General features: G+C 72.4%; 25 protein-coding genes and 1 pseudogene. 21 read left to right on the forward strand and 5 right to left on the reverse strand.

The features are described from left to right. Positions 1-128: 128 nt before the first annotated feature. On the forward strand, positions 129-2342 hold the full coding sequence (locus G6553_RS05825) for a [protein-PII] uridylyltransferase (protein ID WP_166190017.1): 2214 nt from the start codon (positions 129-131) through the stop codon (positions 2340-2342). A 110-nt stretch (positions 2343-2452) separates the two neighbouring features. On the opposite strand, the gene G6553_RS05830 is transcribed toward G6553_RS05825, so the two are convergent. Both G6553_RS05830 and G6553_RS05835 read right to left on the reverse strand, forming a co-directional pair. Beyond that, positions 2453-2653, reverse strand: a complete 201-nt coding sequence (locus G6553_RS05830; protein ID WP_166190019.1) for a YbdD/YjiX family protein — start codon at positions 2651-2653, stop codon at positions 2453-2455. Next, positions 2650-4854, reverse strand: a complete 2205-nt coding sequence (locus G6553_RS05835) for a carbon starvation CstA family protein (RefSeq protein WP_166190020.1) — start codon at positions 4852-4854, stop codon at positions 2650-2652. The genes G6553_RS05830 and G6553_RS05835 overlap by 4 nt, the downstream gene beginning before the upstream one ends. Before the next feature lie 143 nt (positions 4855-4997). Here G6553_RS05835 and ffh point away from each other — a divergent pair, with 143 nt between their 5' ends. The 3 genes from ffh to G6553_RS05850 are packed head-to-tail and all read left to right on the forward strand — an operon-like array spanning position 4998 to position 8073. Then, positions 4998-6572 (forward strand): signal recognition particle protein, encoded by a 1575-nt coding sequence (ffh, locus tag G6553_RS05840; protein ID WP_166190022.1) that lies wholly within the window; start codon positions 4998-5000, stop codon positions 6570-6572. Positions 6573-6596: 24 nt separating this feature from the next. Beyond that, the gene (locus tag G6553_RS05845) at positions 6597-6968 is read left to right on the forward strand and encodes an NYN domain-containing protein (RefSeq protein ID WP_166190134.1); all 372 of its coding nucleotides are present in this window, start codon (positions 6597-6599) and stop codon (positions 6966-6968) included. Positions 6969-6990: 22 nt separating this feature from the next. Continuing rightward, positions 6991-8073, forward strand: coding sequence for an amidohydrolase family protein (locus G6553_RS05850; protein ID WP_166190025.1), 1083 nt, complete (start codon positions 6991-6993; stop codon positions 8071-8073). Between the two features lie 9 nt (positions 8074-8082). Here the strand turns inward: G6553_RS05850 and G6553_RS05855 are convergent, their stop codons facing one another. Together G6553_RS05855 and G6553_RS05860 are read right to left on the reverse strand one after the other, a co-directional pair. Then, on the reverse strand, positions 8083-9537 hold the full coding sequence (locus G6553_RS05855; protein ID WP_166190027.1) for an ABC transporter substrate-binding protein: 1455 nt from the start codon (positions 9535-9537) through the stop codon (positions 8083-8085). A 126-nt stretch (positions 9538-9663) separates the two neighbouring features. Beyond that, positions 9664-10260: a hypothetical protein gene (locus G6553_RS05860; protein WP_166190029.1), complete on the reverse strand. Its 597-nt coding sequence runs from the start codon at positions 10258-10260 to the stop codon at positions 9664-9666. A gap of 179 nt (positions 10261-10439) precedes the next feature. Here G6553_RS05860 and rpsP point away from each other — a divergent pair, with 179 nt between their 5' ends. The 17 genes and pseudogenes from rpsP (at position 10440) to G6553_RS05940 (ending at position 24605) form a co-directional block, all read left to right on the forward strand. Then, on the forward strand, positions 10440-10988 hold the full coding sequence (gene rpsP, locus G6553_RS05865; protein WP_166190031.1) for a 30S ribosomal protein S16: 549 nt from the start codon (positions 10440-10442) through the stop codon (positions 10986-10988). A 5-nt stretch (positions 10989-10993) separates the two neighbouring features. Beyond that, complete coding sequence (locus G6553_RS05870; RefSeq protein WP_166190033.1) at positions 10994-11233, forward strand: RNA-binding protein; 240 nt, start codon at positions 10994-10996, stop codon at positions 11231-11233. Between the two features lie 95 nt (positions 11234-11328). Continuing rightward, positions 11329-11877, forward strand: coding sequence for a ribosome maturation factor RimM (gene rimM / locus G6553_RS05875; RefSeq protein WP_347565530.1), 549 nt, complete (start codon positions 11329-11331; stop codon positions 11875-11877). A gap of 7 nt (positions 11878-11884) precedes the next feature. After that, positions 11885-12565: pseudogene (gene trmD / locus G6553_RS20975) on the forward strand (tRNA (guanosine(37)-N1)-methyltransferase TrmD); the annotation flags it as partial. 72 nt (positions 12566-12637) lie between these two features. Then, positions 12638-13051: a GNAT family N-acetyltransferase gene (locus tag G6553_RS20980; RefSeq protein ID WP_347565537.1), complete on the forward strand. Its 414-nt coding sequence runs from the start codon at positions 12638-12640 to the stop codon at positions 13049-13051. A 214-nt stretch (positions 13052-13265) separates the two neighbouring features. Next, the gene (gene rplS / locus G6553_RS05885) at positions 13266-13619 is read left to right on the forward strand and encodes a 50S ribosomal protein L19 (RefSeq protein ID WP_166190037.1); all 354 of its coding nucleotides are present in this window, start codon (positions 13266-13268) and stop codon (positions 13617-13619) included. A 48-nt stretch (positions 13620-13667) separates the two neighbouring features. After that, positions 13668-14489 carry a signal peptidase I gene (gene lepB, locus G6553_RS05890; RefSeq protein ID WP_166190039.1) on the forward strand — a complete coding sequence of 274 codons (822 nt, stop codon included), beginning with the start codon at positions 13668-13670 and terminating at the stop codon, positions 14487-14489. Positions 14490-14504: 15 nt separating this feature from the next. Beyond that, positions 14505-15239, forward strand: a complete 735-nt coding sequence (locus G6553_RS05895; RefSeq protein WP_166190040.1) for a ribonuclease HII — start codon at positions 14505-14507, stop codon at positions 15237-15239. Further along, positions 15236-15544: a DUF2469 domain-containing protein gene (locus G6553_RS05900; RefSeq protein ID WP_166190042.1), complete on the forward strand. Its 309-nt coding sequence runs from the start codon at positions 15236-15238 to the stop codon at positions 15542-15544. The genes G6553_RS05895 and G6553_RS05900 overlap by 4 nt, the downstream gene beginning before the upstream one ends. Before the next feature lie 159 nt (positions 15545-15703). Next, a complete protein-coding gene (locus G6553_RS05905) occupies positions 15704-16126 on the forward strand; it encodes a TadE/TadG family type IV pilus assembly protein (protein WP_166190044.1) in 423 nt (140 codons plus the stop codon). After that, complete coding sequence (locus tag G6553_RS05910; protein WP_347565531.1) at positions 16127-17941, forward strand: pilus assembly protein TadG-related protein; 1815 nt, start codon at positions 16127-16129, stop codon at positions 17939-17941. It abuts the gene before it with no gap. Positions 17942-18092: 151 nt separating this feature from the next. Next, positions 18093-18548, forward strand: a complete 456-nt coding sequence (locus tag G6553_RS05915; protein WP_166190048.1) for a TadE/TadG family type IV pilus assembly protein — start codon at positions 18093-18095, stop codon at positions 18546-18548. Then, positions 18545-20404, forward strand: coding sequence for a hypothetical protein (locus G6553_RS05920; RefSeq protein ID WP_166190050.1), 1860 nt, complete (start codon positions 18545-18547; stop codon positions 20402-20404). Before G6553_RS05915 ends, G6553_RS05920 begins: the two co-directional genes overlap by 4 nt. Positions 20405-20518: 114 nt before the next feature. Further along, entirely contained in the window at positions 20519-20887 is a 369-nt protein-coding gene (locus tag G6553_RS05925; protein ID WP_166190051.1) for a YraN family protein, read from the forward strand. Beyond that, positions 20887-22482: a YifB family Mg chelatase-like AAA ATPase gene (locus G6553_RS05930; protein ID WP_166190053.1), complete on the forward strand. Its 1596-nt coding sequence runs from the start codon at positions 20887-20889 to the stop codon at positions 22480-22482. Before G6553_RS05925 ends, G6553_RS05930 begins: the two co-directional genes overlap by 1 nt. Before the next feature lie 35 nt (positions 22483-22517). Further along, positions 22518-23624, forward strand: coding sequence for a DNA-processing protein DprA (gene dprA, locus G6553_RS05935; RefSeq protein ID WP_347565532.1), 1107 nt, complete (start codon positions 22518-22520; stop codon positions 23622-23624). Positions 23625-23705: 81 nt separating this feature from the next. Continuing rightward, complete coding sequence (locus tag G6553_RS05940) at positions 23706-24605, forward strand: tyrosine recombinase XerC (protein ID WP_166190138.1); 900 nt, start codon at positions 23706-23708, stop codon at positions 24603-24605. A gap of 143 nt (positions 24606-24748) precedes the next feature. On the opposite strand, the gene G6553_RS05945 is transcribed toward G6553_RS05940, so the two are convergent. Further along, entirely contained in the window at positions 24749-25327 is a 579-nt protein-coding gene (locus G6553_RS05945; RefSeq protein WP_166190057.1) for a M23 family metallopeptidase, read from the reverse strand. Between the last annotated feature and the right edge of the window lie 257 nt (positions 25328-25584).

Consider the following 25584-nt stretch of genomic DNA (forward strand, 5'->3'; position numbering starts at 1 on the left):
GATCGGCGCGCCTCCCGGACCGGGGGAGCGTCGCGACAGGAGGAGCGCATGGAGCTGGCCACTGCGGACCCGGAGCGACGACACGGCACCGAGCCGGCCCGCCCCGCGACGACCCTCCCCAGGACGCCGTGACCGCCGCCGAACGCGCCGCCCGGACCGAGCAGGCCGACGCGCTCTGCCTCAAGGCCTACGACGGCGCCGGCGGGCCCGAGAGCGGGATGGCGCTGGTGGCCGTCGGCGGCTACGGCCGCTCCGAGCTCGCGCCCCACTCCGACCTCGACGTCGTCCTGGTCCACGACGAGGGCGTCGACCCGGGGGAGGTCGCGGACCGGCTGTGGTACCCGCTGTGGGACTCCGGCGTGAGGGTCGACCACTCGGTGCGGGCGCTGCCGGAGATGGTGACGACGGCCGAGGCGGACGTGAAGGTCGCCCTCGGCTCGCTCGACGTCCGGCACCTCGCCGGCGACCCCGGCCTGTCGCTGCGGCTGCGGACCACCATGCTGGCGCAGTGGCGCCGCGGCGCCCGCGAGCGGTTGCCGGTGGTCGAGCGGCTGGTGCGGGCGCGGCACGACCTGGTCGGCGAGCTCGCGCACGTGTCCGTCCCGGACCTGAAGGAGGCCGAGGGCGGGCTGCGCGACGCGACCGTGCTCCGCGCGCTGGTGGCGACCTGGCTCGTCGACGTGCCCCACGTCGAGCTGGAGCGGGTGCGGCTCGCCCTGCTCGACGTCCGCGACCTGGTGCAGGAGGTGGCCGGCCGGCCGAGCGACCGGGTCACCCCCGAGATGTGGGCGGAGCTCGCGACCCGCCTGGAGGTCCCCGACGCCCGCGCCGCCCAGGTGCACGTGCGCGAGCTCGGCCGCCGGATCACCCACCTGTCCCGGCTGACCTGGCGCCGGGTCGACGACTACCTCGCCCGGCCGGCTGCTGTCGGCGCCCGCCGGCCCGCGCTGACCCCGATCGCCCCCGGCGTCGCCCTGGCCGGCGACGAGGTCGTGCTCGACCGCGGCGCCCGGCCGGCCGACGACCCGGTGCTCCTCCTGCGTGCCGCCGCGGAGGCCGCGGAGCGCGACGTCGTGCTGGCCCCGCCCACAGCGGCCCGGCTGGCACGCGAGTGTGCCCCGCTGCCCGACCCCTGGCCGGCCGAGGCGCGCCGGCTGCTGGTGCGCCTGCTCGCCTCGGGGCGCGGCCTCGTCGACACCTGGGACACGCTCGAGGAGACCGGAGCGCTCGGCGCGGTCCTGCCCGAGTGGGAGCGGATCCGGCTGCTGCCGCACGCGTCGGCCATCCACCGCTTCACCGTCGACCGCCACGTCGTCGAGACCTGCGTCGAGGCGTCCGCGCTCATCCGGACCGTGGCGCGCCCCGACGTCCTGATGGTCGCCGCGCTGCTGCACGACATCGGAAAGGGCAGCCTGACCGAACACAGCGTCGCCGGCGAGCCGATCGCCCGCGACATCGCCCGTCGGATGGGCTTCGACGCCGAGGCGGTGGAGCTGGTCGGCACGCTGGTGCGCTGGCACCTCCTCCTCGCCGAGACGGCCACCACCCGCGACCCCGACGACCCCGCGACGGTCGAGCTGGTGACCTCCCGGGTCGGCTCCGCCGAGGCGCTCTCGCTGCTGACCGCGCTCACCGAGGCGGACGCCAAGGCCACCGCGCCCAAGGCGTGGTCCTCCTGGCGGGCCGGGCTCGTGCTCGACCTGGCCCGCAGGACGCGCACCGCCCTGGACACCGGCTCCGCGCCGGCGCCGGTGGTGCCCGAGGAGGTGCCGGTGCCTGCGGAGGTACGCCGCGGCGAGGTGTCGTTCGCGGTCGAGGAGCTCGCCGACGGGGCGCGGGTCACCGTGCTGGCGCCCGACCGCGTGGGCCTGCTCGCGGACCTGGCCGGCGTGCTCGCGCTCCAGCGGCTGCCCGTCCGCGCGGCCCGTGCCTGGGCCCAGGACCAGCACGCCGTCGCCGTCTTCGAGGTCGCGGCCGGGGGTCTCGACCCGACCGTCCTCCGCACGCGGTACGACGCCGTCCGCTCCGGCGCGGTCGACCCGACCGCCCGCCTACGACCGGCCGGCCCCGACGTGCTCGCCCCCACCGTCGCCGTACGCCCCGAGGCCTCGGCGCAGTCGACCGTGCTCGAGGTGCGTGCCACCGACCGCCCCGGCGTCGTGCACCTGGTCTGCGCCGCGCTGGCCCGGCTCGGCGTCGCCGTCCGCTCGGCGCACGTCGACACCCTGGGCCCTCAGGCGGTCGACGTGTTCTACGTCCAGGAGGCCGACGCCGGCCCGCTGCCCGACAGCCGCGCCGCCGAGGCCGCCCACGCCGTCCGCGCCGCGCTGTCCGGGGAGTAGGCCGCAGCCGGGCCGGTAGCGGGGTAGTAACGGTCGGGAACGTCCGTCACTGTGCCGGCAGAGGCCAGAAGCGTCCGTTACTACCCCGACGACGGTGCCGAGCGGTCGGCTCAGCAGCAGCGCGACTGGGGGTTGTGCTCGCGCAGGTCGATCCGGTGCCGCTCGTAGTCCCGGCGGGTCATCGGGTCGACCCCGTCCCGCTCGCAGCGGGCGAGGTAGGCCTCCCAGCGGGACTCGCCGGTGACCTCCTTGAGGTACCACCGGACACCGTCGACGGCGCGGCGCACCCGCACCGCGGGTCCGGCGCTCATCGCCGGCCCCCGACCGGCTCGGCGCCGTGGGACTCCTCCCAGGCGCGCATCGCCTCCTTCTCCTCGGCGGTGGCGAAGAAGTCGGCGGGCGCGACGATCCGCGAGGGGGTGTGCGGCACCTCGGTGGTCGGCAGGCCGCCGGCCCGGGCCGCGCGGACCCAGATGACGACGGCGTTCGCGACGATGACGATGACGAGCAGCGCGAACGCCGCCTGCAGCACGCCGTTGAGGGTGGAGTTGAAGACGACCTGGTCCATCTGGCCGGCATCGGCGGCCGGAGCGAGCACCTCGCCCGCGTCCCGTGCCTCGCGGTAGCGGTCGGCCTGGGCGAAGTAGCCGATCGCCGGGTTGTCGGAGAAGACCTTCTGCCAGCTCGCGGTCATCGTGACGACGAGGTCCCAGGCGAGCGGGATGCCCGGCACCCAGGCCCAGCGCAGCTTGTCGTGCTTGATGAGGAGCGTGACGCACAGGGTCAGCGCGATGGCGGCCAGCAGCTGGTTGGCGATGCCGAACAGCGGGAAGAGCTGGTTGATCCCGCCGAGCGGGTCGGTGACGCCGACGTACAGCATCGACCCCCAGGCGCCGACGACGACGGCGCTGGCGATCCACGTCCCGACCGTCCACGAGGTGTCGCCGAAGCGCTTCCAGACGTTGCCGACGGTGTCCTGGAGCATGAACCGGCCGACGCGGGTGCCGGCGTCGACGGCGGTGAGGATGAACAGCGCCTCGAACATGATCGCGAAGTGGTACCAGAACGCCTGGAGCCCGCCGCCGAACGCCTCGGAGAAGACCTGCGAGAGGCCGAACGCCAGCGTGGGCGCGCCGCCCGTGCGGGAGATTAGCGACTCCTCCTCGACCGCAGCAGCCGCGGCGGCGAGCTGGTCGGGGGTGATCGTGAAGCCGAGGTTCGCCACGAACTCCGCGGCGCTCTCGACCGTGCCTCCCGTGGCGCCGGCCGGGGCGTTCATCGAGTAGTAGAGCCCCTGGTCGATGACGACCGCCGCGATGAGCGCGCTGATGGCCACGAAGGACTCCATCAGCATGCCGCCGTACCCGATCATCCGGACCTGGCTCTCCTTGGCCAGCAGCTTCGGCGTGGTGCCCGAGGCGATCAGGGCGTGGAAGCCGGACAGCGCGCCGCACGCGATCGTGATGAACACGAACGGGAAGACCTTGCCCGCGAACACCGGCCCGTCGCCGTCGGTGGCGAACGACGTGACCGCGTCGGCCTGGATCGTGGGCGCGGCGATGACCAGGCCGACGGCCAGCAGGACGATCACGCCGACCTTCATGAACGTCGAGAGGTAGTCGCGCGGGGTGAGCAGCATCCACACCGGCAGCACCGACGCGATGAAGCCGTAGGCCACCAGGCAGAGGGTCAGCGTCTCCTTCGACAGCGTGAGGTCGTCGGCGAGAGCCGAGCCGTCGATCCAGCCGCCGGCGACGATCGCGAGCAGCAGCAGGACCACGCCGATCGCGGTCACCTCGAGCACCCGGCCGGGTCGCAGGCAGCGCAGGTAGAAGCCCATGAACAGCGCGATGGGGATGGTCAGCCCGATCGAGAAGACGCCCCACGGCGACTCCGCGAGCGCGTTGACGACAACCAGCGCGAGCACCGCCAGGATGATGATCATGATCGCGAAGACCGCGATCAACGCCGCGATGCCGCCCACGACGCCGATCTCCTCGCGGACCATCTGGCCCAGGCTCTTGCCGTCGCGGCGGACCGAGAAGAACAGCACGACCATGTCCTGCACGGCGCCGGCCAGGATGACGCCGACGATGATCCAGATCGTCCCGGGCAGGTAGCCCATCTGCGCGGCGAGGACCGGTCCCACGAGCGGTCCGGCGCCGGCGATGGCCGCGAAGTGGTGGCCGAAGAGCACCCGGCGGTCGGTCACCTCGAAGTCCACGCCGTTGTCCAGCCGCTCGGCCGGCGTGGCCCGGGTGTCGTCGACCTCCAGCACCCGGCGCGCGATGAAGCGTGAGTAGAAGCGGTAGGCGATGGCGTAGGAGCTCAGCGCCGCGAACAGCATCCACAGCGCCGAGACGTCCTCGCCGCGGGAGAGGGCGAGCACCGCCCAGCAGACCGCACCGACGAGCGCGACCGCTCCCCAGACCAGGACAGAACGTACGCCGGGGCGTCGCGGTGGGCCGGTCGGATGCGCCGGCTGTGGGGAGGCGTCGGTGGTCGTGCTCATGGTGGTGCTCCTGTCCCGAGTGACTGCGCTCACCTGTGGGGCTCACCATTGCACGCCGAGCGGGCGGTGGGTAGCCACGTGGCCCGGTTACGATTTGGGCGTCCGACCACCCGTCGTACCCGTCACCGATCGTCAGGATTCACGTGTTCGCCACCCTCTCCGACCGGCTCGCCGACACCTTCAAGAACCTCCGCGGCAAGGGCCGGCTCTCCGAGGCCGACATCGACGCCACCGCCCGCGAGATCAGGATCGCCCTGCTCGAGGCGGACGTCGCGCTGCCGGTCGTCAAGGAGTTCGTGGCCGCCGTCAAGGAGCGCGCCCGTGGCGAGGAGGTCAGCCAGGCGCTGAACCCCGCCCAGCAGATCGTCAAGATCGTCAACGAGGAGCTCGTCGCCATCCTCGGCGGGGAGACCCGGCGGCTGCGGTACGCCAAGACCGGCCCCACGGTCATCATGCTCGCCGGCCTCCAGGGCGCCGGCAAGACGACCCTGGCCGCCAAGCTCGCGCTGTGGCTCAAGGAGCAGGGCAAGACGCCGATGCTCGTGGCCTGCGACCTGCAGCGGCCCAACGCCGTCCGGCAGCTCGAGGTCAACGGCGAGCGGGTCGGCGTACCCGTCTTCGCCCCCGAGCCCGGCAACGGCGTCGGGGACCCCGTCTCCGTCGCCCGCGCGTCGATCGAGGAGGCCAAGCGCCGCCTGCACGACGTCGTCATCGTCGACACCGCCGGCCGTCTCGGCGTCGACGCCGAGCTGATGCAGCAGGCCTCCGACATCCGCGACGCCGTCACGCCCGACGAGGTGCTCTTCGTCGTCGACGCCATGATCGGCCAGGACGCGGTCTCGACCGCGCAGGCGTTCCTCGACGGCGTCGGGTACGACGGGGTCGTCCTCACCAAGCTCGACGGTGACGCCCGCGGTGGTGCGGCGCTGTCGATCGCCTCCATCACCGGCAAGCCGGTCATGTTCGCCTCCAACGGCGAGAAGATGACCGACTTCGACCTCTTCCACCCCGACCGCATGGCCTCGCGCATCCTCGACATGGGCGACGTCATGACCCTGATCGAGCAGGCCGAGAAGGCCTTCGACTCCGAGCAGGCGATGAAGGCGGCCGCCAAGCTCAGCGGGCAGGGCGGCGAGTTCACCCTCGACGACTTCCTCGAGCAGATGCAGCAGGTCCGCAAGCTCGGCTCGATGTCCAAGATCATGGGGATGCTGCCCGGGATGGGCCAGTTCCGCGAGCAGCTGGAGAACTTCGACGAGCGCGAGATCGACCGGATCCAGGCGATCATCCAGTCGATGACCCCGGCCGAGCGGGCCAACCCCAAGATCATCGACGGCTCCCGCCGCGCCCGCATCGCCAAGGGGTCCGGCCGCCAGGTCTCCGACGTCAACCAGCTCGTCGACCGCTTCTTCGAGGCGCGGAAGATGATGATGCAGATGGCCCGCGGCGGTGGGTTCCCCGGCATGCCGGGCATGCCCGGGATGCCCGGTGCCGGCGGCCCGAAGAAGGGCAAGGCCAAGCCCCAGCAGAAGAAGGGCAAGGGCGCCAAGCGCTCCGGCAACCCCGCCAAGGCCGCCCAGCAGGCGGCCGCCGAGAAGGAGAAGGCCGCCGCTGCTCCGGCCAACCCGTTCGGGCTGCCCGGCGGCGAGGACGTGGACTACGAGAAGGCCGCTGCCGCCCTGGACCTGCCGAAGGACTTCAGCAAGTTCCTGAAGTGATCCAGCGAGACGAGAGGCAAGCCCATCACGACCGTCCTTGTCGTCGACGGAGCCAACGTCGTGGGCAGCCGCCCCGACGGGTGGTGGAAGGACCGGGCGGGGGCGGCGCGGCGGCTGCACGAGCGGTTGCTGGTCGCCGACGTGCCGCAGGACGAGGTGGTCCTCGTGCTCGAGGGAGCGGCGAAGGGTGGGGTGCGGGCCGGCCGCGATGCGCACGTGCGGACCGTGCACGCGAAGGGTGTCGGTGACGACACGATCGTCGCGGAGGCTCGCGCCGCGGTGCAGCGCGGCAGCCGGGTCACGGTGGTGACCGCCGACCGGATGCTGCAGGCGCGGGTGCAGGGGGTCGGCGCGCTCGCCGTCGGTCCGTCGTGGCTGCTGGACCTGACCGACTGACCGGGCCCGCTAGCGTCGGGCCATGGCTGCGCTGAAGTTCTCCGGACCGGTCCTGCCCGACGGCGAGAGCCGCGACCTGTACGTCGTGGACGGGACGGTCACCTACGAGCCGCAGCCCGGGGCCGAGACGGTCGCGCGCGGCTGGATCCTGCCCGGTCTCGTCGACGCCCACAACCACCTCGGTCTGGAGGACCACGGCGCCGTCGACGAGTCCGAGATCGAGGCCCAGGCGCTGGCCGACCGCGACGCGGGGGCGCTGCTGCTGCGTGACTGCGGGTCACCCGCCGACACGCGCTGGGTCCAGGAGCGTCAGGACCTGCCGCGCCTGGTGCGAGCGGGTCGGCACGTCGCTCGCACGAAGCGGTACATCCGGAACTACGCGCACGAGGTCGAGCCGGCCGACCTGGCGTCGTACCTCGCCCGGGAGGCTCGCGGCAGCGATGGCTGGGTGAAGGTCGTCGGCGACTGGATCTCCCGCGACGCGGGCGACCTCGCGCCGTCCTTCCCCGCGGAGGCCTTCGCGGAGGCGATCGCCGCTGCGCAGGCCGAGGGCGCCAAGGTCACCGCGCACTGCTTCGGCCGCGACGTGCTCCAGGGGCTGCTCGACGCCGGCATCGACTGCATCGAGCACGGCACCGGCCTCTCGCTCGACCAGCTCGACCAGATGGCCGCGCGTGGGGTGGCGCTGGTGCCGACGGTGATGCAGACGGCCAAGTTCCCGACGTTCGCCGAGCAGGGGCGCGAGAGGTTCCCGGCGTACGCCGCGACCATGGAGGACCTCTTCGCCCGTCGGCGCGAGGTGCTGATGTCGGCCCACGAGGCGGGCGTGCCGATGTACGTCGGCAGCGACGGTGGCGGCGCCCAGCGCCACGGCTGGCTGGCCGGCGAGGTGCAGGCGATGGTCGACCTCGGCCTGCCGGCAGTGGACGTCGTGGCCGCCGCCTCGTGGCGCGGGCGGGAGTGGCTCGGGTTCGACGTGCTCGCGGAGGGCGCGAGCGCGGACCTCGTCGTCTACGACCGCGACCCGGTGGCGGACCCGACCGCGCTGTGGGAGCCGGTCTGCGTCGTGCTGCGCGGCCGGGTGGTCGGCCGCACCCCGGCGTAGGCCCGGGCGTCAGGAGACCTGGACCAGCTCACCGCAGACGTAGTCGCCGGGGGAGACCTGCTTCCAGCGGCCGCCGCCGAGCTGGATGAACCGGACGCAGTCCCCGCTCCGCTTGGACCCGACCTGCTGCGGCGAGTGCAGTCCGTTGCCCGTCCAGTCCGACACCTTGCGGAGCGCCGCGACCAGGGAGGGACGTGCGAGCCTCCCGCCGAGCCGGTTCGCCTGCTCCACGAAGAGACGGGTCGCCGACCACGCGTACGCGCCGTAGATCGTCGCGACCGCGCCCGGCCGGACCTGCTCGAGCCATGAGCGGTAGAGCGCGACCTCCTGGTTGCGCATGTCGTCGAGCAGCGCGGTCGTCGTGTAGACGAGCGTGCCCTCGCCGGCCGCGCCCGCCTCCTGCACGTAGGTGTCGTCGTAGATCGTCTGGTCCTGGATGAACGCCTTCGGCTCGTAGCCCTGCTGCTGCATCGCCTGCTGCAGGCGGATCGTGTGCTGGTAGGGGCCGACGTAGGTGACCAGCTCGATCCCGCGGTTCTTCAGCTCCTGGACGTAGGGGGCGTAGTTGAACTCCGCCACGTCGATGGCCTGCACGTAGTCGACGCCGAGCCCGCCCTTCTTCCACGCCTCGGCCAGCCGCTTGGAGGCGAGCGGGACGGTGCCGACGTTGATGTAGAGCACGCCGACCTTGTCGGCAGCGGCGCCGTACGCCTTGCGGAGGTACTGAGGGACCGCCGCGGGCTGCAGCGTCGGGGTGACAGACGCCGTGCCGAAGCAGGTGGAGCACTCGAAGACCTGCTGGGAGACCGAGAGCGCGTGCAGGTCGGGCAGGCCGCACTCCTGCGCGGTCGCGGCCCCGCCGTCGTCGAAGACCGACATCGAGCCGATCGCCGCGAACGCCTCGTCGCACGCCTTGGTGTAGGCGACCTGGTTGGCCGCGGAGTCAGCGCGGCTGTCGAGCGCGAGCACCTCGAGCTTGCGGCCGCAGATGTCCGAGGTGGCGTTGAAGTACGCCGCGAACGCGCGCGCGCCGTCCTGGGCGGCCTGGAACACCCCGGGCACCGGGCCGGAGATGTCGGAGACGTTGGCGAGGGTGATCGTCCCGTCGGTCACGCCGGTGGTGTTGGCGAAGCCGTCGCAGCTGCCCTGCTGGTCAGGGTCGGCGGCCGGGGGAGCGCCGCTGCCGGACGACCCGCCGGACGACCCACCGGACGAGCCCCCGGCGCTGCCGGTCCCGGCCGAGCCCGTGCTCCCGGTGGTCGAACCGCCGCCGGCCGAGCCGGCCGTGGTGCCCGTGCCGTTCCCGCTCGCGTCGACATCGCCGTCGGCGATCGCCGGGTCGGTCCCGTCCAGGTCCGCCGCCCCCGGGGCGAGGGCCCCGGCGCTCGTCACCCGGGCGACCGTCCCCGGCGCGACCTGCGAGCCGCAGCCCGCCAGTGCCAGCGCGAGGGTCGCCCCGAGCACAGCCGCCGCTGTCCGTGCTCCTGCCGTGGTCACCCCATGTCTCGCCACCTTCGGCACGGTAGACCCGGACGTGACCTGTGTCACTACTTACCTGCGCTAGCGCCGATAAATGTCTCGATGAACCCGTCAGTCGCGCGGTCGGCCGGTCGCCCAGCGAACAGCGGTCACGAGGAGCACGACCAGCCCGGCGAGCCCCAGCAGCAGCGGGACCGCGACGGTCAGCGCGATCGAGCCGAGGAACCCGCCGATGTCGGGCGCCGGTCCGACCTGCACGTCCGGGCTCGCGGCCGGGCTGGTGCAGGTCACGTCCAGCTCGCCCGAGCCGGGGTCGAACCGCCGGGCGGCGAACCAGTCGCCGTCGCCGTCGGACTTCTCGAAGGACCCGGACACCGCCCGGAGCGTCACCTCCTGTCCGGCCTCCGAGTCGACCACGCGGCACGTGAGCCTCGTCCCCGCCGGGAACCACAGGACGCGGTCGCCGTCGGCCGGCACGGAGACGGGGTGCGCCACGCCGTCGGCCGGCACGGTCGCGTCGGTCTCCATGAAGGAGGAGAGCGTCCAGAGCAGGAGCGCGGCGCCCGCGGCGACCGCCCCGACGAGCAGCGCGCCACCCAGGACGAACCACCAGCCGCTCGGCCGCGGACGGCGCGGGTCCGGGCCGGCCGGTCCCGCCGGCCCGGCGGCGTACGGTGGGGGAGGCGGAGGTCCCGGAGGGGTGGTCATGGGGCGACCATGCCCGATTTCGCCGCCCGCGCGCCGGTCTGGCAGACTTCCCCGCTGAGTCCTGCGCGCCCGGACCCTCTCACCCGGGCCCGCGAGACCCATCCGAGGAGCCCGACCCGGTCCCCACCTGGTGGCGGTGCGCCTCACCACACACGACATCCTGAGGAGACACCACAGCTGTGGCCGTCAAGATCCGTTTGAAGCGCCTGGGCAAGGTCCGGGTGCCGCAGTACCGCATCGTCGTCGTCGACTCGCGCAAGAAGCGCGACGGTCGCGTCCTCGAGGAGATCGGCAAGTACCACCCCAAGGAGGACCCCTCGTACATCGAGGTCGTCTCCGAGCGGGCGCAGTACTGGCTGGGCGTCGGCGCGCAGCCGACCGAGCCCGTCGCAGCGATCCTCAAGGTGACCGGCGACTGGCAGAAGTTCAAGGGTGAGCCGGGCGCCGAGGGCACCCTGCGCCATGCCGAGCCCAAGCGCGACAAGCTCGAGATCTTCAACGAGGCCCTTAAGGAGGCCCAGAGCGAGCCCCGCGGTGACGCCGTCACCAAGAAGGCCGCCAAGAAGACCGAGGCCGCCGAGTCCGAGTCCGCCGCGGCCCCCGAGGCCAACGTGACCCCCGCGGTCGAGACCCCCGAGGGTGCGACCGAGGAGGCCGAGGCGATCGAGACCGCCGAGACCACGTCGGACGCCGACCCCGAGCGTCCTGACGCGGACAAGCAGGCCTGAGCCCGATGCTGGCCGACGCGCTCGAGCACCTGGTCCGCGGCGTCGTGGACAACCCCGACGACGTGGTCGTCCGGGACAAGCAGCTGCGCCGCGGCTCCGTCCTGGAGGTCCGGGTCCACCCCGACGACCTCGGCAAGGTGATCGGTCGCGGCGGACGCACCGCGTCGGCGTTCCGCACCGTCGTCTCGGCCCTGGCCGGCCGCGAGGGTGCGCGGATCGACTTCGTCGACGTCGACCGGCGCTGACCGGCGACACTGCGTCAGCAGGCATTGGACGGGTGCCGCTCCCTGCGGGGAGCGGCACCCGTTCGCATTTCACGAGTGCACCGAGGAGAGCAGCAGTGGAGACGATCGAGCTGGTCGTGGGGCGCATCGGCAAGCCGCACGGCCTCCGCGGCGAGGTCACGGTCGACGTGCGGACCGACGAGCCGGAGCGGCGGTACGCCGTGGGCTCGCGGCTGCGCGCCGAGCCGCCGAAGGGCGCCGCGTCGTCGCTGCGCACGCTGACGGTCGCGAGCTCGCGCTGGCACCAGACCACGCTGCTGGTCGCGTTCGAGGAGATCGGTGACCGCAACGCCGCGGAGGCCGCACGCGGCATCGTGCTCCACGCGACCGTCCCGGTCGACGAGACCCCCGCCGACCCCGACGAGTACTACGACCACCAGCTCGTCGGCCTGGCGGCGTACGACCTCGAGGGGGCGGAGCTCGGCGCCGTCACCGGGCTCGTCCACGGTGGCGCGCAGGACCTCCTGGCGATCCGCACGCCGGACGGTCGCGACACGCTGGTGCCGTTCGTCAAGGCGCTCGTGCCCGAGGTCGACCTCGAGGCCGGCCGCGTCGTCGTCGCCGACCGGCCCGGGCTCGTCACGCCGCTGCCCGAGGACGCGTGAGCCGGCCGTGCGGCTGGACTACCTGACGATCTTCCCCGACTACCTCGCCCCGCTGCAGCTGTCGCTGCCCGGCAAGGCGGTCGCCTCGGGGCTGCTCGAGGTGCACGTGCACGACCTGCGGCACTGGACGCACGACCGGCACCGCACGGTCGACGACACGCCGTACGGCGGCGGCGCCGGCATGGTGCTCAAGCCCGAGCCGTTCGGCGAGGCCCTCGACGAGCTGTTCGCCGAGGGAGGTCCGGCGGGCGCGACCGTCGTGGTCACGACCCCGTCGGGCGAGCCGTTCACCCAGGAGCTCGCGCGCGAGCTGGCCACGCGGGACCGGCTGGTCTTCGCGTGCGGGCGCTACGAGGGCATCGACCAGCGCGTGCTCGACCACGCGCGGACGCTGACCGAGGTCCGGGAGGTCTCGATCGGCGACTACGTGCTCAACGGGGGAGAGGTCGCGGCGCTCGCCATCACCGAAGCGGTCGTGCGGCTGCTGCCGGGCTTCATGGGCAACGCCGCCTCGCTCGTCGAGGAGTCGCACGAGGGCGGCCTGCTCGAGCACCCCGTCTACACCAAGCCCGCGTCCTGGCGCGGCCACGACGTCCCGCCGGTCCTGCTCTCCGGCGACCACGGCGCGATCGCGGCCTGGCGCCACGAGCAGGCGGTACGCCGCACGGCCGAGCGCCGCCCCGACCTCGCCCACCCCTCGCAGGTGCTCGACGGGGTCGAGGTGCGGCTCGCGCAGCCGGCGGACGCACCCGAGCTGTTCGTGCTCCAGCGCGCGAGCTGGGTCGCCGAGCAGCACGACAACCCGGGGCTGCGGATCCCCGCGCTCCACGAGACCTACGACGAGTTCGTCGACTGGCTGGCCCGCGACCACGTGCTGGTCGCGCGGGCCGGCGGTCGGCTCGTCGGCGCGGTGCGTGGGTCGCTGGCCGACGACGGCACCACGTGGCACGTCGGGCGGCTGATGGTCGCGCCCGACCTCGGCGGTCGCGGGCTCGGCCGGCGGTTGCTGGAGGCGGTCGAGGCCGCGGCGCCGGCCGGCGTGGCGGCGTACGAGCTGTTCACGGGGGCGGGCAGCACGCGCAACCAGCGGATCTACAAGAAGGCGGGCTACCGGCACGCCGGGGAGCTCGAGCCGGGCGTCGTGCGGATGGTCAAGCGGGCCGGACGGCGCTGAACGGTCCCGGGAAGATTTCTGGCCGTCGAGCCCGCTGTGGCAGACTGACCCACCGGCCCAGTCGGCCGAAGGACCGCTCCGAGGAACACACGGAGGGTCCGCGTCGGGCTCCTGCCACAGGGGGAGTCCTGCGCCGCCGGCCACCAGCACTGCGCCACCCGCACCGTACCTTTCGATCACCGCGGCTGACCTGTGGCACTCGCGAGGAGCAGTCATGACCAACAACCTGGTGGCCGAGATCGGCAACAGCCTCAAGCGCGACGACGTCCCGGCCTTCCGCGCCGGCGACACCGTCAAGGTCCACGTCAAGGTCGTCGAGGGCAACCGGTCCCGCGTCCAGATCTTCCAGGGCGTCGTCATCCGCGTCCAGGGCGCCGGCATCGGCCGCACCTTCACCGTCCGCAAGGTCTCCTTCGGCGTCGGCGTCGAGCGCACCTTCCCGCTCAACAGCCCGATCTTCGAGCAGATCGAGATCGTCACCCGCGGTGACGTCCGCCGGGCGAAGCTGTACTACCTGCGCAACCTCCGCGGCAAGGCCGCGAAGATCAAGGAGCGCCGCGACGCCTGAGCGCTGACCAGGTGCTGGGGCAGGACACCTCCTCCCTAGACTCTGCGCGTGACCACCGAAGACCGCGACCTCGATCCCGCTGACGACACCGTCGGCACACCGGACGGGTCGCGGTCTTCGTCGTCTCCGGCCGCCGGGGACCTCGAGGGCGACGGCAAGAAGAAGCGCAAGCACCTGCCCGTGTGGCAGGAGACGATCCTGCTGCTCGGCATCGCGCTCGTCCTGGCGGTGGTCATCAAGGCGCTGTTCGTCCAGGCGTTCTACATCCCCTCGGAGTCGATGGAGCCGGGGCTCGTCAGGGACGACCGGATCCTCGTGCAGAAGGTGTCCTACTGGTTCGGCGGGGAGCCGCAGCGCGGCGACGTCGTGGTCTTCGAGGACCCGGGCAGCTGGCTGAGCAGCGCCGAGCAGGGCGAGCCGTCCAACGGCCTCACCTCGCTGATGGCCAAGATCGGGCTCTACCCGACCGGCGGCCACCTCGTGAAGCGCGTCGTCGGCGTCGCTGGCGACACCATCACCTGCTGCGACAAGAAGGGCCGCATCTCGGTCAACGGCAAGGCGTTGAACGAGGAGGCCTACGTCAAGCAGGAGAAGGGCATCGACTGCCGCGGCCCGATGACCGGCAACTGCAGCTGGTCGGCCGGGCCGGTGCCCGAGGGGCAGCTGTTCGTCATGGGCGACAACCGCGGGCACTCCGCGGACTCCAGCGCCCACCTGTGCCTGCCCGAGCAGGAGACCGACTGCACCAAGAACCCCTACGTGCCGGTCGACTCCGTCGTCGGCAAGGTGTTCGTGCTGCTCTGGCCGACCGACCGATTCGACTGGGTGGGGCGTCCCGACGCGTTCGCGGACGTGCCCGACCCGTCCTGACCCTCCCGGGAACCCGTGTCCGTCCTCCCACGTGGCTCGACCGTCCGGCGTGACGCCGGGATCTACGGCTACGAGCGTGCCCTCCGCCGCCACGGCATCGAGCCGATCGCCGGCGTCGACGAGGCCGGCCGCGGCGCCTGCGCCGGCCCGCTCGTCGCCGGCGCCTGCATCCTGCCGTCCGGCAAGTCGGGCATCGTCCCCGGCCTCGCCGACAGCAAGCTGCTGACCGAGAAGGCCCGCGAGCGCTGCTACGACCAGGTGGTACGTCGTGCCGTCGCCTGGTCGGTCGTCGTCGTCCCGCACGACGAGTGCGACCGGCTCGGCATGCACGTCGCGAACGTCGAGGCGCTGCGCCGGGCCGTCGCCCTGCTCGACGTCCCACCCGCCTACGTGCTCACCGACGGGTTCCCCGTGGACGGCCTGGGCGTGCCCGGGCTCGCGGTCTGGAAGGGGGACCGGGTCGCCGCCTGCATCGCCGCGGCCTCGGTGCTCGCGAAGGTCACCCGCGACCGCATCATGCGCGAGATGGACGCCGACTGGCCGGCGTACGACTTCAAGACGCACAAGGGCTACATCACCGACACCCACAGCGCCGCGCTGCTCGAGCACGGACCCTCGCCGGTGCACCGGATGCGCTTCGTCAACGTCCGCCGGGCGGCCGGGCTCGAGCCCGCGGTCGACGTGCACAATGAGGTCGCGGACGTCGCCGAGGCCGTCGAGGACGCCGCCGCCCTGGAGGGGATGTCATGAGCGCGGAGGACCTCGAGAAGTACGAGGCCGAGATGGAGCTGACGCTCTACCGGGAGTACCGCGACGTCGTCGGCATCTTCAAGTACGTCGTCGAGACCGACCGCCGCTTCTACCTGTGCAACCAGGTCGACGTGAAGGCGCGCACCGAGGCCGGCGACGTCTTCTTCGAGGTCTCCATGTCCGACGCCTGGGTCTGGGACATGTACCGCCCCGCCCGCTTCGCCAAGAACGTGAAAGTGCTCACGTTCAAGGACGTGAACGTCGAGGAGCTCCAACCTTCGGACATCTCTCCGCCGAAGACATAGCCCGAACGGGCCATTTCGCCCCATGGTGCTAAGCATCCGTCCTATGGTCGACGCCGGGGGAGGACGGTCGTGGGGGCCGTCCCGGACGAGCGTGTGCAGGGGTGGGTCGTGGCTGGTCGCAGGATGCTTGCGCGCCGCGGCGACCGTGGCGCCGCGGCTGTGGAGTTCGCCCTCGTCGCCCCGCTGCTGTTGCTCCTCCTTTTCGGCATCATCAGCTACGGCTACATGCTGAGCTTCCGCCAGGCGTTGAGCCAGGCCGCCGCGGAGGGCGCACGCGCCGCTGCTGTCGCCCCCGTCGCGGCCAACCGGCAAGCCGACGCCATGGCGGCTCTCAACGAAGGGCTTGCGTCGTACGGCGTGAGCTGCACGTCGACCGGTCTGATGAAGGGGTCGACGCCCGTCGGGACCTGCAGTGTCTCGACGCCGACGTCCTGCACCGGTTCCGGCACGACGTCGCCGCTGTGCATCAAGGTGAGCGTCGACTACCTCTATGGCGCGCACCCGCTGACTCCCGCGTTCCCCGGGCTCGGCGCTGTTCTTCCCGATCACCTCCAGTACTCGTCCTCGGCCCGGGTGAGCTAGGTGTCCCGTCACCGAGACGACCGCGGTGGAGTCACAGTCCTCGTCGCCGTCGCGATGGCCGTCCTCGTGCTGATCGCGGCGTTCGCCGTCGACCTCGGGATGCAACGCGTGGCTCGGCGAGACATGCAGGCGGTCGCGGACGTCGTCGCCATGGACCTGTCGCGCGAGCTGAAGGGGCAGTCCACGGGCACGATCCTGGACAGCGCCGCTTTCAAGACGGCCGTCGCACAGAGCGTTGCCCGCAACGACGACAACATCCTCGGCGCCGCTCCGACGCTGCTCGTGGAGGTCGGACTGGTGTCGGCCACCTCCTTCATACCCACCGGCAGCCTCACCCATCGCGCGGGCGACAGTGCCGTCGGGACCGTCACGAAGACGACGCCGGGTGCGCTACCCAACGCAGTGCGGGTGACGGCCAACGGCGGTGTGGACTTCGCGTTCACAAGCGGGCGCGGCGACGTGTCGCGGACCGCTGTAAGCACCACGCAGAGTTACGCGTGTTTCCGCGTCGGCTCGTACGCCCTGTCGGTAGATCCGGGCAACCCGAACGACCCGGAGTCGAAGCTGATCAATGCGCTCTTGGGTGACGCGCTCAATGTCACGGCGATCGGCTACCACGGCCTGGCGGATGCCAACATCTCCCTCGCCGGCATCGCCGCGGCGCTGAATGTCGGATCGCCGGAGGGGTTGGCTGCAGTCGAGGGCCTGACGGTGCGACACCTGGTGGAGGTCTCGGCCGCGGTGCTGCTGCGCGAGGCCGGCGCAGTGACCGCTGACGTCTCCCTGTTGCAGTCCCTGCAGGAGAAGGCGTCGGTGCTGCTCGATGCGACCATCGATCTGGACCGGGTCCTCACGCTGACCACCGCGAGCCCGGCGGCGTTGGCGACGGACATCAACGTCCTGGACCTCCTTGCGGGTGCGGTCCTCGTCGCCAACGGTGAGAACCTCCTCAAGACCGGAGTGATCTGGAACGAGCCGGCCATCTCCAAGGGAGAAGTGCTTCTCCAGGTCATTGAAGCGCCGCGGCAGGGCTGTGGTCCGATCGGGACCAAGGTCTCGACGTCGCAGGTCAAGCTGCACACGACCATCGAGCTTCAGCCAGGTTCGAAGTTGTGGAACCTCGACGTCGTCAAGGTCGACGGCAAGGTGCCGTTGGTCGTGGACGTCGATGTAGCGAAAGCCGACGCCACTCTCACGCGAATCAAGTGTGGAGCCGGCTCGACCGCGGACAAGCAGGAAGTAGACGTCCAGGTCGACCGGAGCAACATCAGGCTGGGACTCAGTGCACCGCTCCATCTGAGTGGAACGCTGGGCCTCGGTTCGCTCGTCAACGACCTCTGGTCGCTTCTCAGCCGTCTTGGATTGGGCAACCTGCTCACCACCCTCTTCAGTCGCGCGCCGCAGCTACGCTTCGACATCACCGTCGAGGCGGGTGCCTCGCTGGACAGCGGATCGACCAGCTCCACCGCGCCCTTCAAGCATCCCGACCAGCAGTACGGAGCCCTGGTGCCGGTGTCCCCACGCGACACGCTCAAGCTGCCTGCCGCAAGTGTCGTGATCGGCGACATCACCGGCTCGGTGAGCCTCATCGTGGGCGGAGAGGACAAGGGCGAGGTCCTTCTGGGAGAACTAAACCTCGGCGGTCTGATCTCGGCGATCACGTCGGAGATCGTCAACAAGTCCGTCAACCCGCTCATCAACAACGTGAACGCGATTATCAACCCGCTGACGTCGATGCTGGGGATCACCGCCAATGGCGCCGACGTGATCGTGCAGGCGCCCCCGAGCTGCGACGTGCCACGCCTCGTCGGTTGACGGTCGTGACTTCCGCGTACGAGGAGTGGCGTTGCTCCGTCGTCCGGTCTAATCGAGTAGTCAGGTTGGACTACGGGGGCCGCTGGCGGCGGTGAGGGCCTCTACGCTTCTGCCCTCAGGCCATCGGGGGTCGTAGGGAGGAGCACCGGCTTTGTCGAGCCGCCGGCTCAGGGAGCGCCGCGGCGAGGGGCGGGGAGCGGCCGCAGTCGAGTTCGCACTGCTGCTGCCGCTCTTGCTGCTGCTCGTCTTCGGCATCATCCAGTACGGCCTGTACTTCTGGACGATGCAGGGAGGCAGCGACATCGCACGCGATGCCGCGCGCCTCTCGGCTGTCGGCATGCCCGACAAGTGCGCCGACTTCCAGAGCCGCGTCCGCGCAGAGGTCGATGCGCTGAACGGCGCCGGGGAAGCCGCGACGATCACCCGGACGTACGACGACGCGCTGCCGAACGGGATCAACGTGGGCGACACGGTCGAGGTTCGCGTGGAGTTCCCGGCAGCAGACCTCAAGCTGCCGTTCCTCCCGTTCGTCAACGGTGGCCTGGTCTCCACGACGGCGCAGGCGCGGGTTGAGTACGTGCCGGTCGCACCTGAGGCCTGCACGTGAGGACGCGGGACGAGAGCGGCGCGACGGCGGTGATCGTCGGCATCCTCGCGGTCGTGCTGTTCGGGGTGGCCGCGCTGGCCGTCGACCTCGGCAACGCGTGGGCGCGGGAGAGGTCGGTCCAGAAGCAGGTCGACGTCACTGCCCTGAGCGTGGGTCACCTGCTGCCGGCGTCCGCCAGCGACCTCCCGGCCATCGCGGATGCCGCCGCGGCGTACCTCACGGGCAACGTCGCCTCCGGCCAGGAGGCCATCGTGGTGGACGACCTCAAGAACGGAGTGCTGGCCGACGGCGAGGTCCGGCTGCAGGACGAGGACGGCGACGCCTGCACCTCTGAGTGCGTGCGGCTCGAGATCACGGCACCCGGTGCGCGGGTCGACTTCGGCCTGGCCGGCGTCCTGGGTGAGAGCGGACTGGACGTGCAGCGGTCAGCAGTGGTCCAGGCGTTCTCCGCCATTCCGCGCGGGGAGAGCGTGCTGCCGTTCTGGTTGCCCAGTGGTTGTGCGCTCGGCCCGGCGATGCTCGACGTGGCGCCCGGGAACTCCGGGAAGTTCGCAGCATCGCCCGCCCCGGCCACGACCTCGGGGACAACCACCTCTGCGACGACCACCACGTCCACGCAGACGGTCCCTGTCGTCCTGCCGAGCGACGTGCAGCAGGGGACCCACGCGATCGTGGGTCCCGCGGCGCCGAGCGTGGCGGGGGTCGGACAGACGCTGTCTGTCGGCAACCTCCGGCTGACCGGCATCCCGAGCAACATCGACCGGGCGTCGATCCGATTCGTGGCGCCGGACGGGTCATGGCACGAGTACGCCGCGATGGACGTCGGCAAGACCGACCCGCTCATCGTGCCGTCGTTCTCCATCGGCCCCGAGGTGACGGGGACACCGGGCGCCTGGCGCGTCTTCGGCGTGGTCCAGGAGAAGAACGACAAGAAGCTGCCGCAGATCTCGACGAGCTCCCTCGAGTTCACGGTCAACGGGCCGGCGCCGGTGGTGCCGCCCCCGCCGGTGGAGCCGGCGCCGGAGCCCGCCAGCGACGCCGGCATGGTGGAGGAGATCGTGGTCGCACCGACCACGGCCGTCGGCTGCGTCGGACAGCAGCGCGGCAACTTCGGCCAGCTCGACAGCCCGCGGAAGGGCGGCTCAGGAACAGCCGACACCCTCGCACTCAACATCGCCGCGGGGCTCGATCACCTCCTCGCGCCGTACCCGTTCCCGGCGGGGACCGCTGAGGCCAAGGACTGCGGCTCGGGCGCGGGCCTCCTGCCCGACGCACAGCTGGACAGCTCGTCGCGGGACGGGAACAACTGCATCGCCGGCCTGCCCGGCAACCGGGTCAGTCCGCTCGCACCCGGGTTCATCACGGGCGTCGCCGGTCACCCGGGCCGGATCGCCGCCACGCGCGGTACGACGACCTGCCCCGGCCGATCGAACGTCTCCTACGGCGGGGCCACCGTCAACAACGACGTGTTGTCGTGCTTCCTGCGCACCGGGTACTCGCTCGAGCACATCAGCCGACCCAGTGGCGTCACCCCGACCATGCTCGACCCGGCGGTGATCCACTCGCCCCGCTTCGTGTGGGTGCCCGTCGTCGGTGCGTCCGACAGGGTCCAGAAGGGCTTCCAACCGATCCGGGAGTTCGCTCCGGCCTTCATCACCGACGAAGGTCCGACCAGCACCCGTACGACGACCGACGCCACGGCTGCCAACGGCATCGTTCTCAACGGCGGAGGCAAGCAGGTCCAGGGGGTCCAGGTCTACGTCTTCAACAAGGACGCCCTGCCCATCGAGGAGTCGGCGCCGACGGTGGCGTATGACCCGGTCGTCGGCATGAAGGTCGCCCGGCTCGTGCGCTGACGGCCCAGCCGCCGTCCACAACGGGTGCCGCCCGCGCGTTCCTCCACACGCTGGCCACGGCACCGAACGCGACGTCCGCCCTCACGGGCAGCCTCGGCGCAGGAGGTCGAGGACATGACGACGACAGCAGCGCGGAACCACGCGGTGGGGCAGTACGGCGAGACGCTCGCCGCCCGGCACCTGGTGGCGGAGGGGATGGCCCTCCTGGACCGGAACTGGCGGTGCGAGCAGGGCGAGATCGACCTGGTGCTGAGGGACGGGCGCACGGTCGTGATCTGCGAGGTGAAGACCCGCAGTGGCCGGATCGGCGGGACGCCGCACGAGGCGGTGACCGACATCAAGGTGGCGCGGCTCCGCCGGTTGGCCAACCGGTGGCTGGAGGAGCACGGCATCGCCCACCTCGAGTCGCGGGTGGACATGGTGTGCGTGCAGCTGCCGCGCCGCGGAGCCGCCGAGGTCGAGCACGTGCGGGGGATCGGCTGATGGCCTTCGCGACCGCGCACACCGTCTCGCTCCAGGGAGCCGTGGGCCACCTGATCGAGGTGCAGGCCGACGTCTCGCCCGGCATCGTCGCGACGGTCGTCGTGGGCCGGCCCGACGTGTCCCTCAACGAGGCGCGCGACCGCTGTCGCATGGCGATCGCCAACAGCGACCTCGGATGGCCGTCGAACAAGCGGGTCACGATCCTGCTGAGCCCGGCGGACCTGCACAAGACCGGCAGCCACTTCGACCTGGCGATGGCGATGGCCGTGCTGGGCGCGAACGGCAAGGTGCCGAAGGCGGCGCTGGCGGGCTGCCTGTTCGTCGGCGAGCTGACGCTGGCCGGTGGCCTGCGGTCGGTGCCCGGTGTGCTGCCGATGGTGCTGGCGGCGGCGCGACGTGGCATCACCGAGGTCTACGTGCCCGAGCCGCAGGCCGCCGAGGCGTGCATGGTGCCCGGCGTCTCGGTGTACGGCATGCGCTCGCTCGCGCAGGTCGCGGCCCAGCTGGCGGGGGAGGAAGTGCCTGACGCACCGCCCGTGGCCCAGCAGTCGGGCAGCCGGCTGCTCACCTGGCGCGGCGACGACCGGCTCGAGGACACCGACATGGTCGACGTCCTCGGTCTCGCCGACGCGCGCTACGCGCTCGAGGTGGCCGCGGCCGGGTCGCACCACCTCATGCTCACCGGGCCCAAGGGCGCCGGCAAGACCACTCTCGCGGAGCGCCTGCCGGGCCTGCTGCCCGACCTCGATGCGGAGGAGTCGCTCGAGCTCACCGCCCTGCACTCGCTGGCCGGGGTGCTCGACCCGGCTGCCGGCATGTTGACCCGGCCGCCGTTCGCCGCGCCGCACCACGACGCCAGCAAGGCGAGCCTCATCGGCGGTGGGACCGGACGGGTGCGCCCCGGGGAGATCAGCCGTGCGCACCACGGGGTGCTGTTCATGGACGAGTTCCCGCTGTTCCGCACCGACGTCATCGAGGCGCTGCGCCAACCGCTGGAGAGCGGCGACGTCACGATCGCCCGAGGGGAGCAGTCCGCCACCTTCCCGGCGCGCGGGATCCTGGTCGTCGCGTGCAACCCCTGCCCCTGCGGCGAGTACTCACCCGTGGCCCGCGACAACCGCTGCACCTGCAGCGAGCGAGCCCGGCGGGACTACCGCAGCCGGATCACCGGCCCTCTGAGCGACCGCATCGACATCACCCGTGAGGTCGTCCCGCTGCAGGCCGGCGGCATCGGCGCGGCCGGCAACTTCGGCCCGCCGGAGTCGTCGGCGCAGATCCGGGAGCGGGTGACGGCCGCCCGTCGCAAGCAGGCGGAGAGGTACGCCGGCTGCGGCTGGCGCTTGAACGGACACGTGCCCGGCCCGGCCCTGCGCGAGCTGTGGCCGCTGTCGACGGCCGCCCAGCGGTTGCTCGACGACAAGATCGGCAAGGGTCTGCTGACCCGGCGAGGCGCGGTCCGGGTCCACCGGCTCGCGTGGACCGTGGCCGACCTCGCCGGGGCGGCCGGACCGGGTGAGGTCGAGCTGTGCACCGCCCTGCGGCTGCGGACCGCCGAACCCCTGCTGCTCGCGGACCTGGAGAGGCGGGCCGGATGACCGGCGATGCGAGCGATGCGGACCGTCTCGCACGGGTGGCACTCTCCCGACTGGGGGAGCCGGGGGACCCGCGGTTCGCGGTCCACACCGCACAGATGGGGGCACCGGCGTTCCACGACGCGCTCCTGCACGAGCGGGACCCCGGCAGCGGCGTCCTCACCGACGTGGCCACCCGGCTGGGAGCGATGCAGCCGGAGCGAGACCTGGAGCTCGCGGCCCGGCTGGGCATCCGGTTCGTCGTGCCAGGGGACGCGGAGTGGCCAGAGCAGCTCGACGACCTGATGGGGGCGGGACAGGTCCACCGACGCGGCGGCCCGCCGCTCGGCCTGTGGGCGAAGGGGCCGGTGCGGCTGGACCGGTTGGCCGGCTCCCTGGCGGTGGTCGGCTCGCGCTCCGCCACGACGTACGGCGTCGACGTGGCCGCCTCGATCGGTGCCGGCGTCGCTCGGGCCGGCCTGCCCGTGGTCTCCGGCGCGGCGTTCGGCATCGACCTGGCCGCCCACCGGGGCGCGCTCGCCGTCGAGGGGCTCACGGTCGCGGTGCTGGCATGCGGCGTCGACCGCGCTTACCCGACCGCGCACCGCAGCTTGCTCGACCACCTCGCCGGCCACGGGCTGGTGGTCTCCGAGCTCCCGCCCGGATCCGCCCCGACTCGACTGCGGTTCCTCGCGCGGAACAGGCTGATCGCTGCCCTGGCCCGCGGCACGGTCGTCGTCGAGGCGGCGGTGCGCAGTGGCGCGCTCAGCACCGCCAACTGGGCCGGTCGGGTCAACCGGACGGTGATGGGTGTCCCCGGGCCGGTGACCAGCGCGCAGTCGCAGGGTGTGCACGAGCTCGTGCGCACGGGTGCCGCGATGCTGGTGACCTCGCCCGAGGACGTGCTCGAGCTGGTGGGGGAGTCCGGTGCCCACCTGGTCGAGGAGCTCCGGGGGCCGGAGCGGCAGCGCGACCGGCTGTCGTTGCGACACCAGCAGGTGCTGGACGCGGTGCCGGTGGCGCGACCCGCACACGTCGACTCGATCTCGCGCACCGCCGGGCTCAGCATCTCCGACACCGGGAACGCGCTGATGCGCCTGCGGGCGGTCGGGCTGGTCGAGGCAGACGGGGACGGGTGGCGGCTCGCCGCGCTGGCTCACCAGTGAGGGCACGCAGTCTTCCTAGACTCCTCGACCGTGGGTGCGGAGACCGAGGAACAGCCGCGGCCGGACGAGCTGCCGGAGCCGATGGCTCGTGTGCTCGCCGACTACGAGCGCCACCTCGTCGCCGAGCGTGACCTGACCCCGCACACCGTCCGCGCCTACACGACCGACGTCGCCGGCCTGCTCGGGCACGCGGCACGGCTCGGACACAGCGACGTGGCGGACCTCGACCTACGTGCCCTGCGCAGCTGGCTGGCCAAGCAGCAGACCCTCGGCCGCTCCCGCACGACCGTCGCGCGGCGGGCCACCGCGGCGCGGGTGTTCACCGCTTGGCTGCTGCGCACCGGGCGCGCCGCGACCGACGCGGGCGCCAGCCTCGGCAGTCCGAAGGCGCACAAGTCGCTCCCGCCGGTGCTGCGCGCCGACGAAGCGGCCGACCTGGTGCGATCGGCCGCCGAGCTCGCCGACGACGGCAGCCCGGTCGGCCTGCGGGACGTCGCGATGCTCGAGCTGCTGTACGCCACCGGCATCCGCGTCGGCGAGCTCGTCGGTCTCGACGTCGACGACGTCGACCGGGAGCGCAACGTCGTCCGCGTCCTCGGCAAGGGGCGCAAGGAGCGCACCGTCCCGTTCGGCCGGCCCGCCGCGCGGGCCCTGGACTTCTGGGTCAAGCACGGCCGGCCGCACCTGGCGGTCGACGGTTCCGGCTCGGCGCTCTTCCTCGGCGTCCGCGGGAAGCGGATCGACCAGCGCGCGGTGCGCACACTCGTGCACCGCCGGATCGCCGACGTCCCCGGCGCGCCCGACATCGGTCCGCACGGGCTGCGGCACACCGCCGCGACGCACCTGCTCGAGGGCGGTGCGGACCTCCGCTCGGTGCAGGAGATCCTCGGCCACGCCTCGCTCGCCACGACCCAGCTCTACACGCACGTCACCACCGACCGGTTGCGCCGGGCCTACCAGCAGGCGCACCCGCGGGCCTGATCTCCACAGGGTGGCGGCAGGTGCCGGGGTAGTCCGTGACGTTCCGCAGGTCGATGCGTCGAAACACCTGCCGAACGTCACGGACTATCCCGCTCGACGGCAGGAGACCGACCAGCCGCTCACCGGAGGCGGGGCCGGCAGGATCAGCGGGGAGCGGGAAGGCTGCTGACCGGCGGCCGCCAGCCGGCGTACGGACGGGGGAGCGTCGCAGCGCGGCCGACCCTGGCCGGTTCGTCCCGCCACAGCGGCAGCAGCCGGACCGGCCCGGCACCCACCAGGTCGAGCGGGTCGAGGTAGGTCTCGCCCTCGAGCCAACCCCAGTGCAGGCACGCCCGCGGGAAGCAGTGCGACCCGGTCAGCTCGAGCGACCCGACGACGTCGCCGGCGGCCACGGTGGTGCCGACCGGCACGCTCCCGGCGACCGGCTGGTACGTCGTCCGGGTCGCGCCGTGCGAGACCACGACGACCCCGCGGCCGGCCAGCGTCCCGGACCACGTCACCTCGCCCGGCAGGGCCGCCCGCACCGGCTGTCCCGGCGACCCGAGCAGGTCGACGCCGCGGTGCCCGGCGCCGTACGGCGTCTCGGGCGGGTCGAAGTGCTCGACCACCGCCGGCTCGGGACGCAGCGGCCACTCACCGACGGGGTCGGTGTCCGCGGCGGGCGCGGCGGCCGGACCGGGTGGGAGCAGCGTGACCAGGAGGGCGAGCGTCGCGAGGTGCATGGACCCACGGTGCGACCGGACCGGGCCGCCCGGGACCCCCGCAGGAGGGCCTGTGCACGAGCCGGCACGAGAGCCGCGATGGGGACGGTTGTCGGCCCCGCAGCGACGATTGGCGGGGGACCGGGCGGACGCCGTAGGCTGGCAGGGCAGTCCGCACGTCACCACGCGTACTGACTTCGCACGTCGGCAGACCGCGGCGGTGCCCTCTCCAGGGAGCCGACCACCCGCGGGCGACGACCCTCGGTCCCAGCGAGAGC

The sequence above is a fragment of the Nocardioides sp. IC4_145 genome (assembly GCF_011250565.1).
Lineage (GTDB): Bacteria > Actinomycetota > Actinomycetes > Propionibacteriales > Nocardioidaceae > Nocardioides.

Excerpts from the sequence above, each read along its gene's own strand:
- rplS (WP_166190037.1), top strand. The coding sequence starts at position 13,266 with ATGACCAACAACCTGGTGGCCGAGATCGGCAACAGCCTCAAGCGCGAC.
- G6553_RS05870 (WP_166190033.1), top strand. The coding sequence starts at position 10,994 with ATGCTGGCCGACGCGCTCGAGCACCTGGTCCGCGGCGTCGTGGACAAC.
- G6553_RS05830 (WP_166190019.1), bottom strand. The coding sequence starts at position 2,653 with ATGAGCGCCGGACCCGCGGTGCGGGTGCGCCGCGCCGTCGACGGTGTC.
- G6553_RS05940 (WP_166190138.1), top strand. The coding sequence starts at position 23,706 with ATGGCTCGTGTGCTCGCCGACTACGAGCGCCACCTCGTCGCCGAGCGT.
- G6553_RS05850 (WP_166190025.1), top strand. The coding sequence starts at position 6,991 with ATGGCTGCGCTGAAGTTCTCCGGACCGGTCCTGCCCGACGGCGAGAGC.
- G6553_RS05860 (WP_166190029.1), bottom strand. The coding sequence starts at position 10,260 with ATGACCACCCCTCCGGGACCTCCGCCTCCCCCACCGTACGCCGCCGGG.
- G6553_RS05900 (WP_166190042.1), top strand. The coding sequence starts at position 15,236 with ATGAGCGCGGAGGACCTCGAGAAGTACGAGGCCGAGATGGAGCTGACG.
- G6553_RS05835 (WP_166190020.1), bottom strand. The coding sequence starts at position 4,854 with ATGAGCACGACCACCGACGCCTCCCCACAGCCGGCGCATCCGACCGGC.
- G6553_RS05925 (WP_166190051.1), top strand. The coding sequence starts at position 20,519 with ATGACGACGACAGCAGCGCGGAACCACGCGGTGGGGCAGTACGGCGAG.
- G6553_RS05930 (WP_166190053.1), top strand. The coding sequence starts at position 20,887 with ATGGCCTTCGCGACCGCGCACACCGTCTCGCTCCAGGGAGCCGTGGGC.
- G6553_RS05945 (WP_166190057.1), bottom strand. The coding sequence starts at position 25,327 with ATGCACCTCGCGACGCTCGCCCTCCTGGTCACGCTGCTCCCACCCGGT.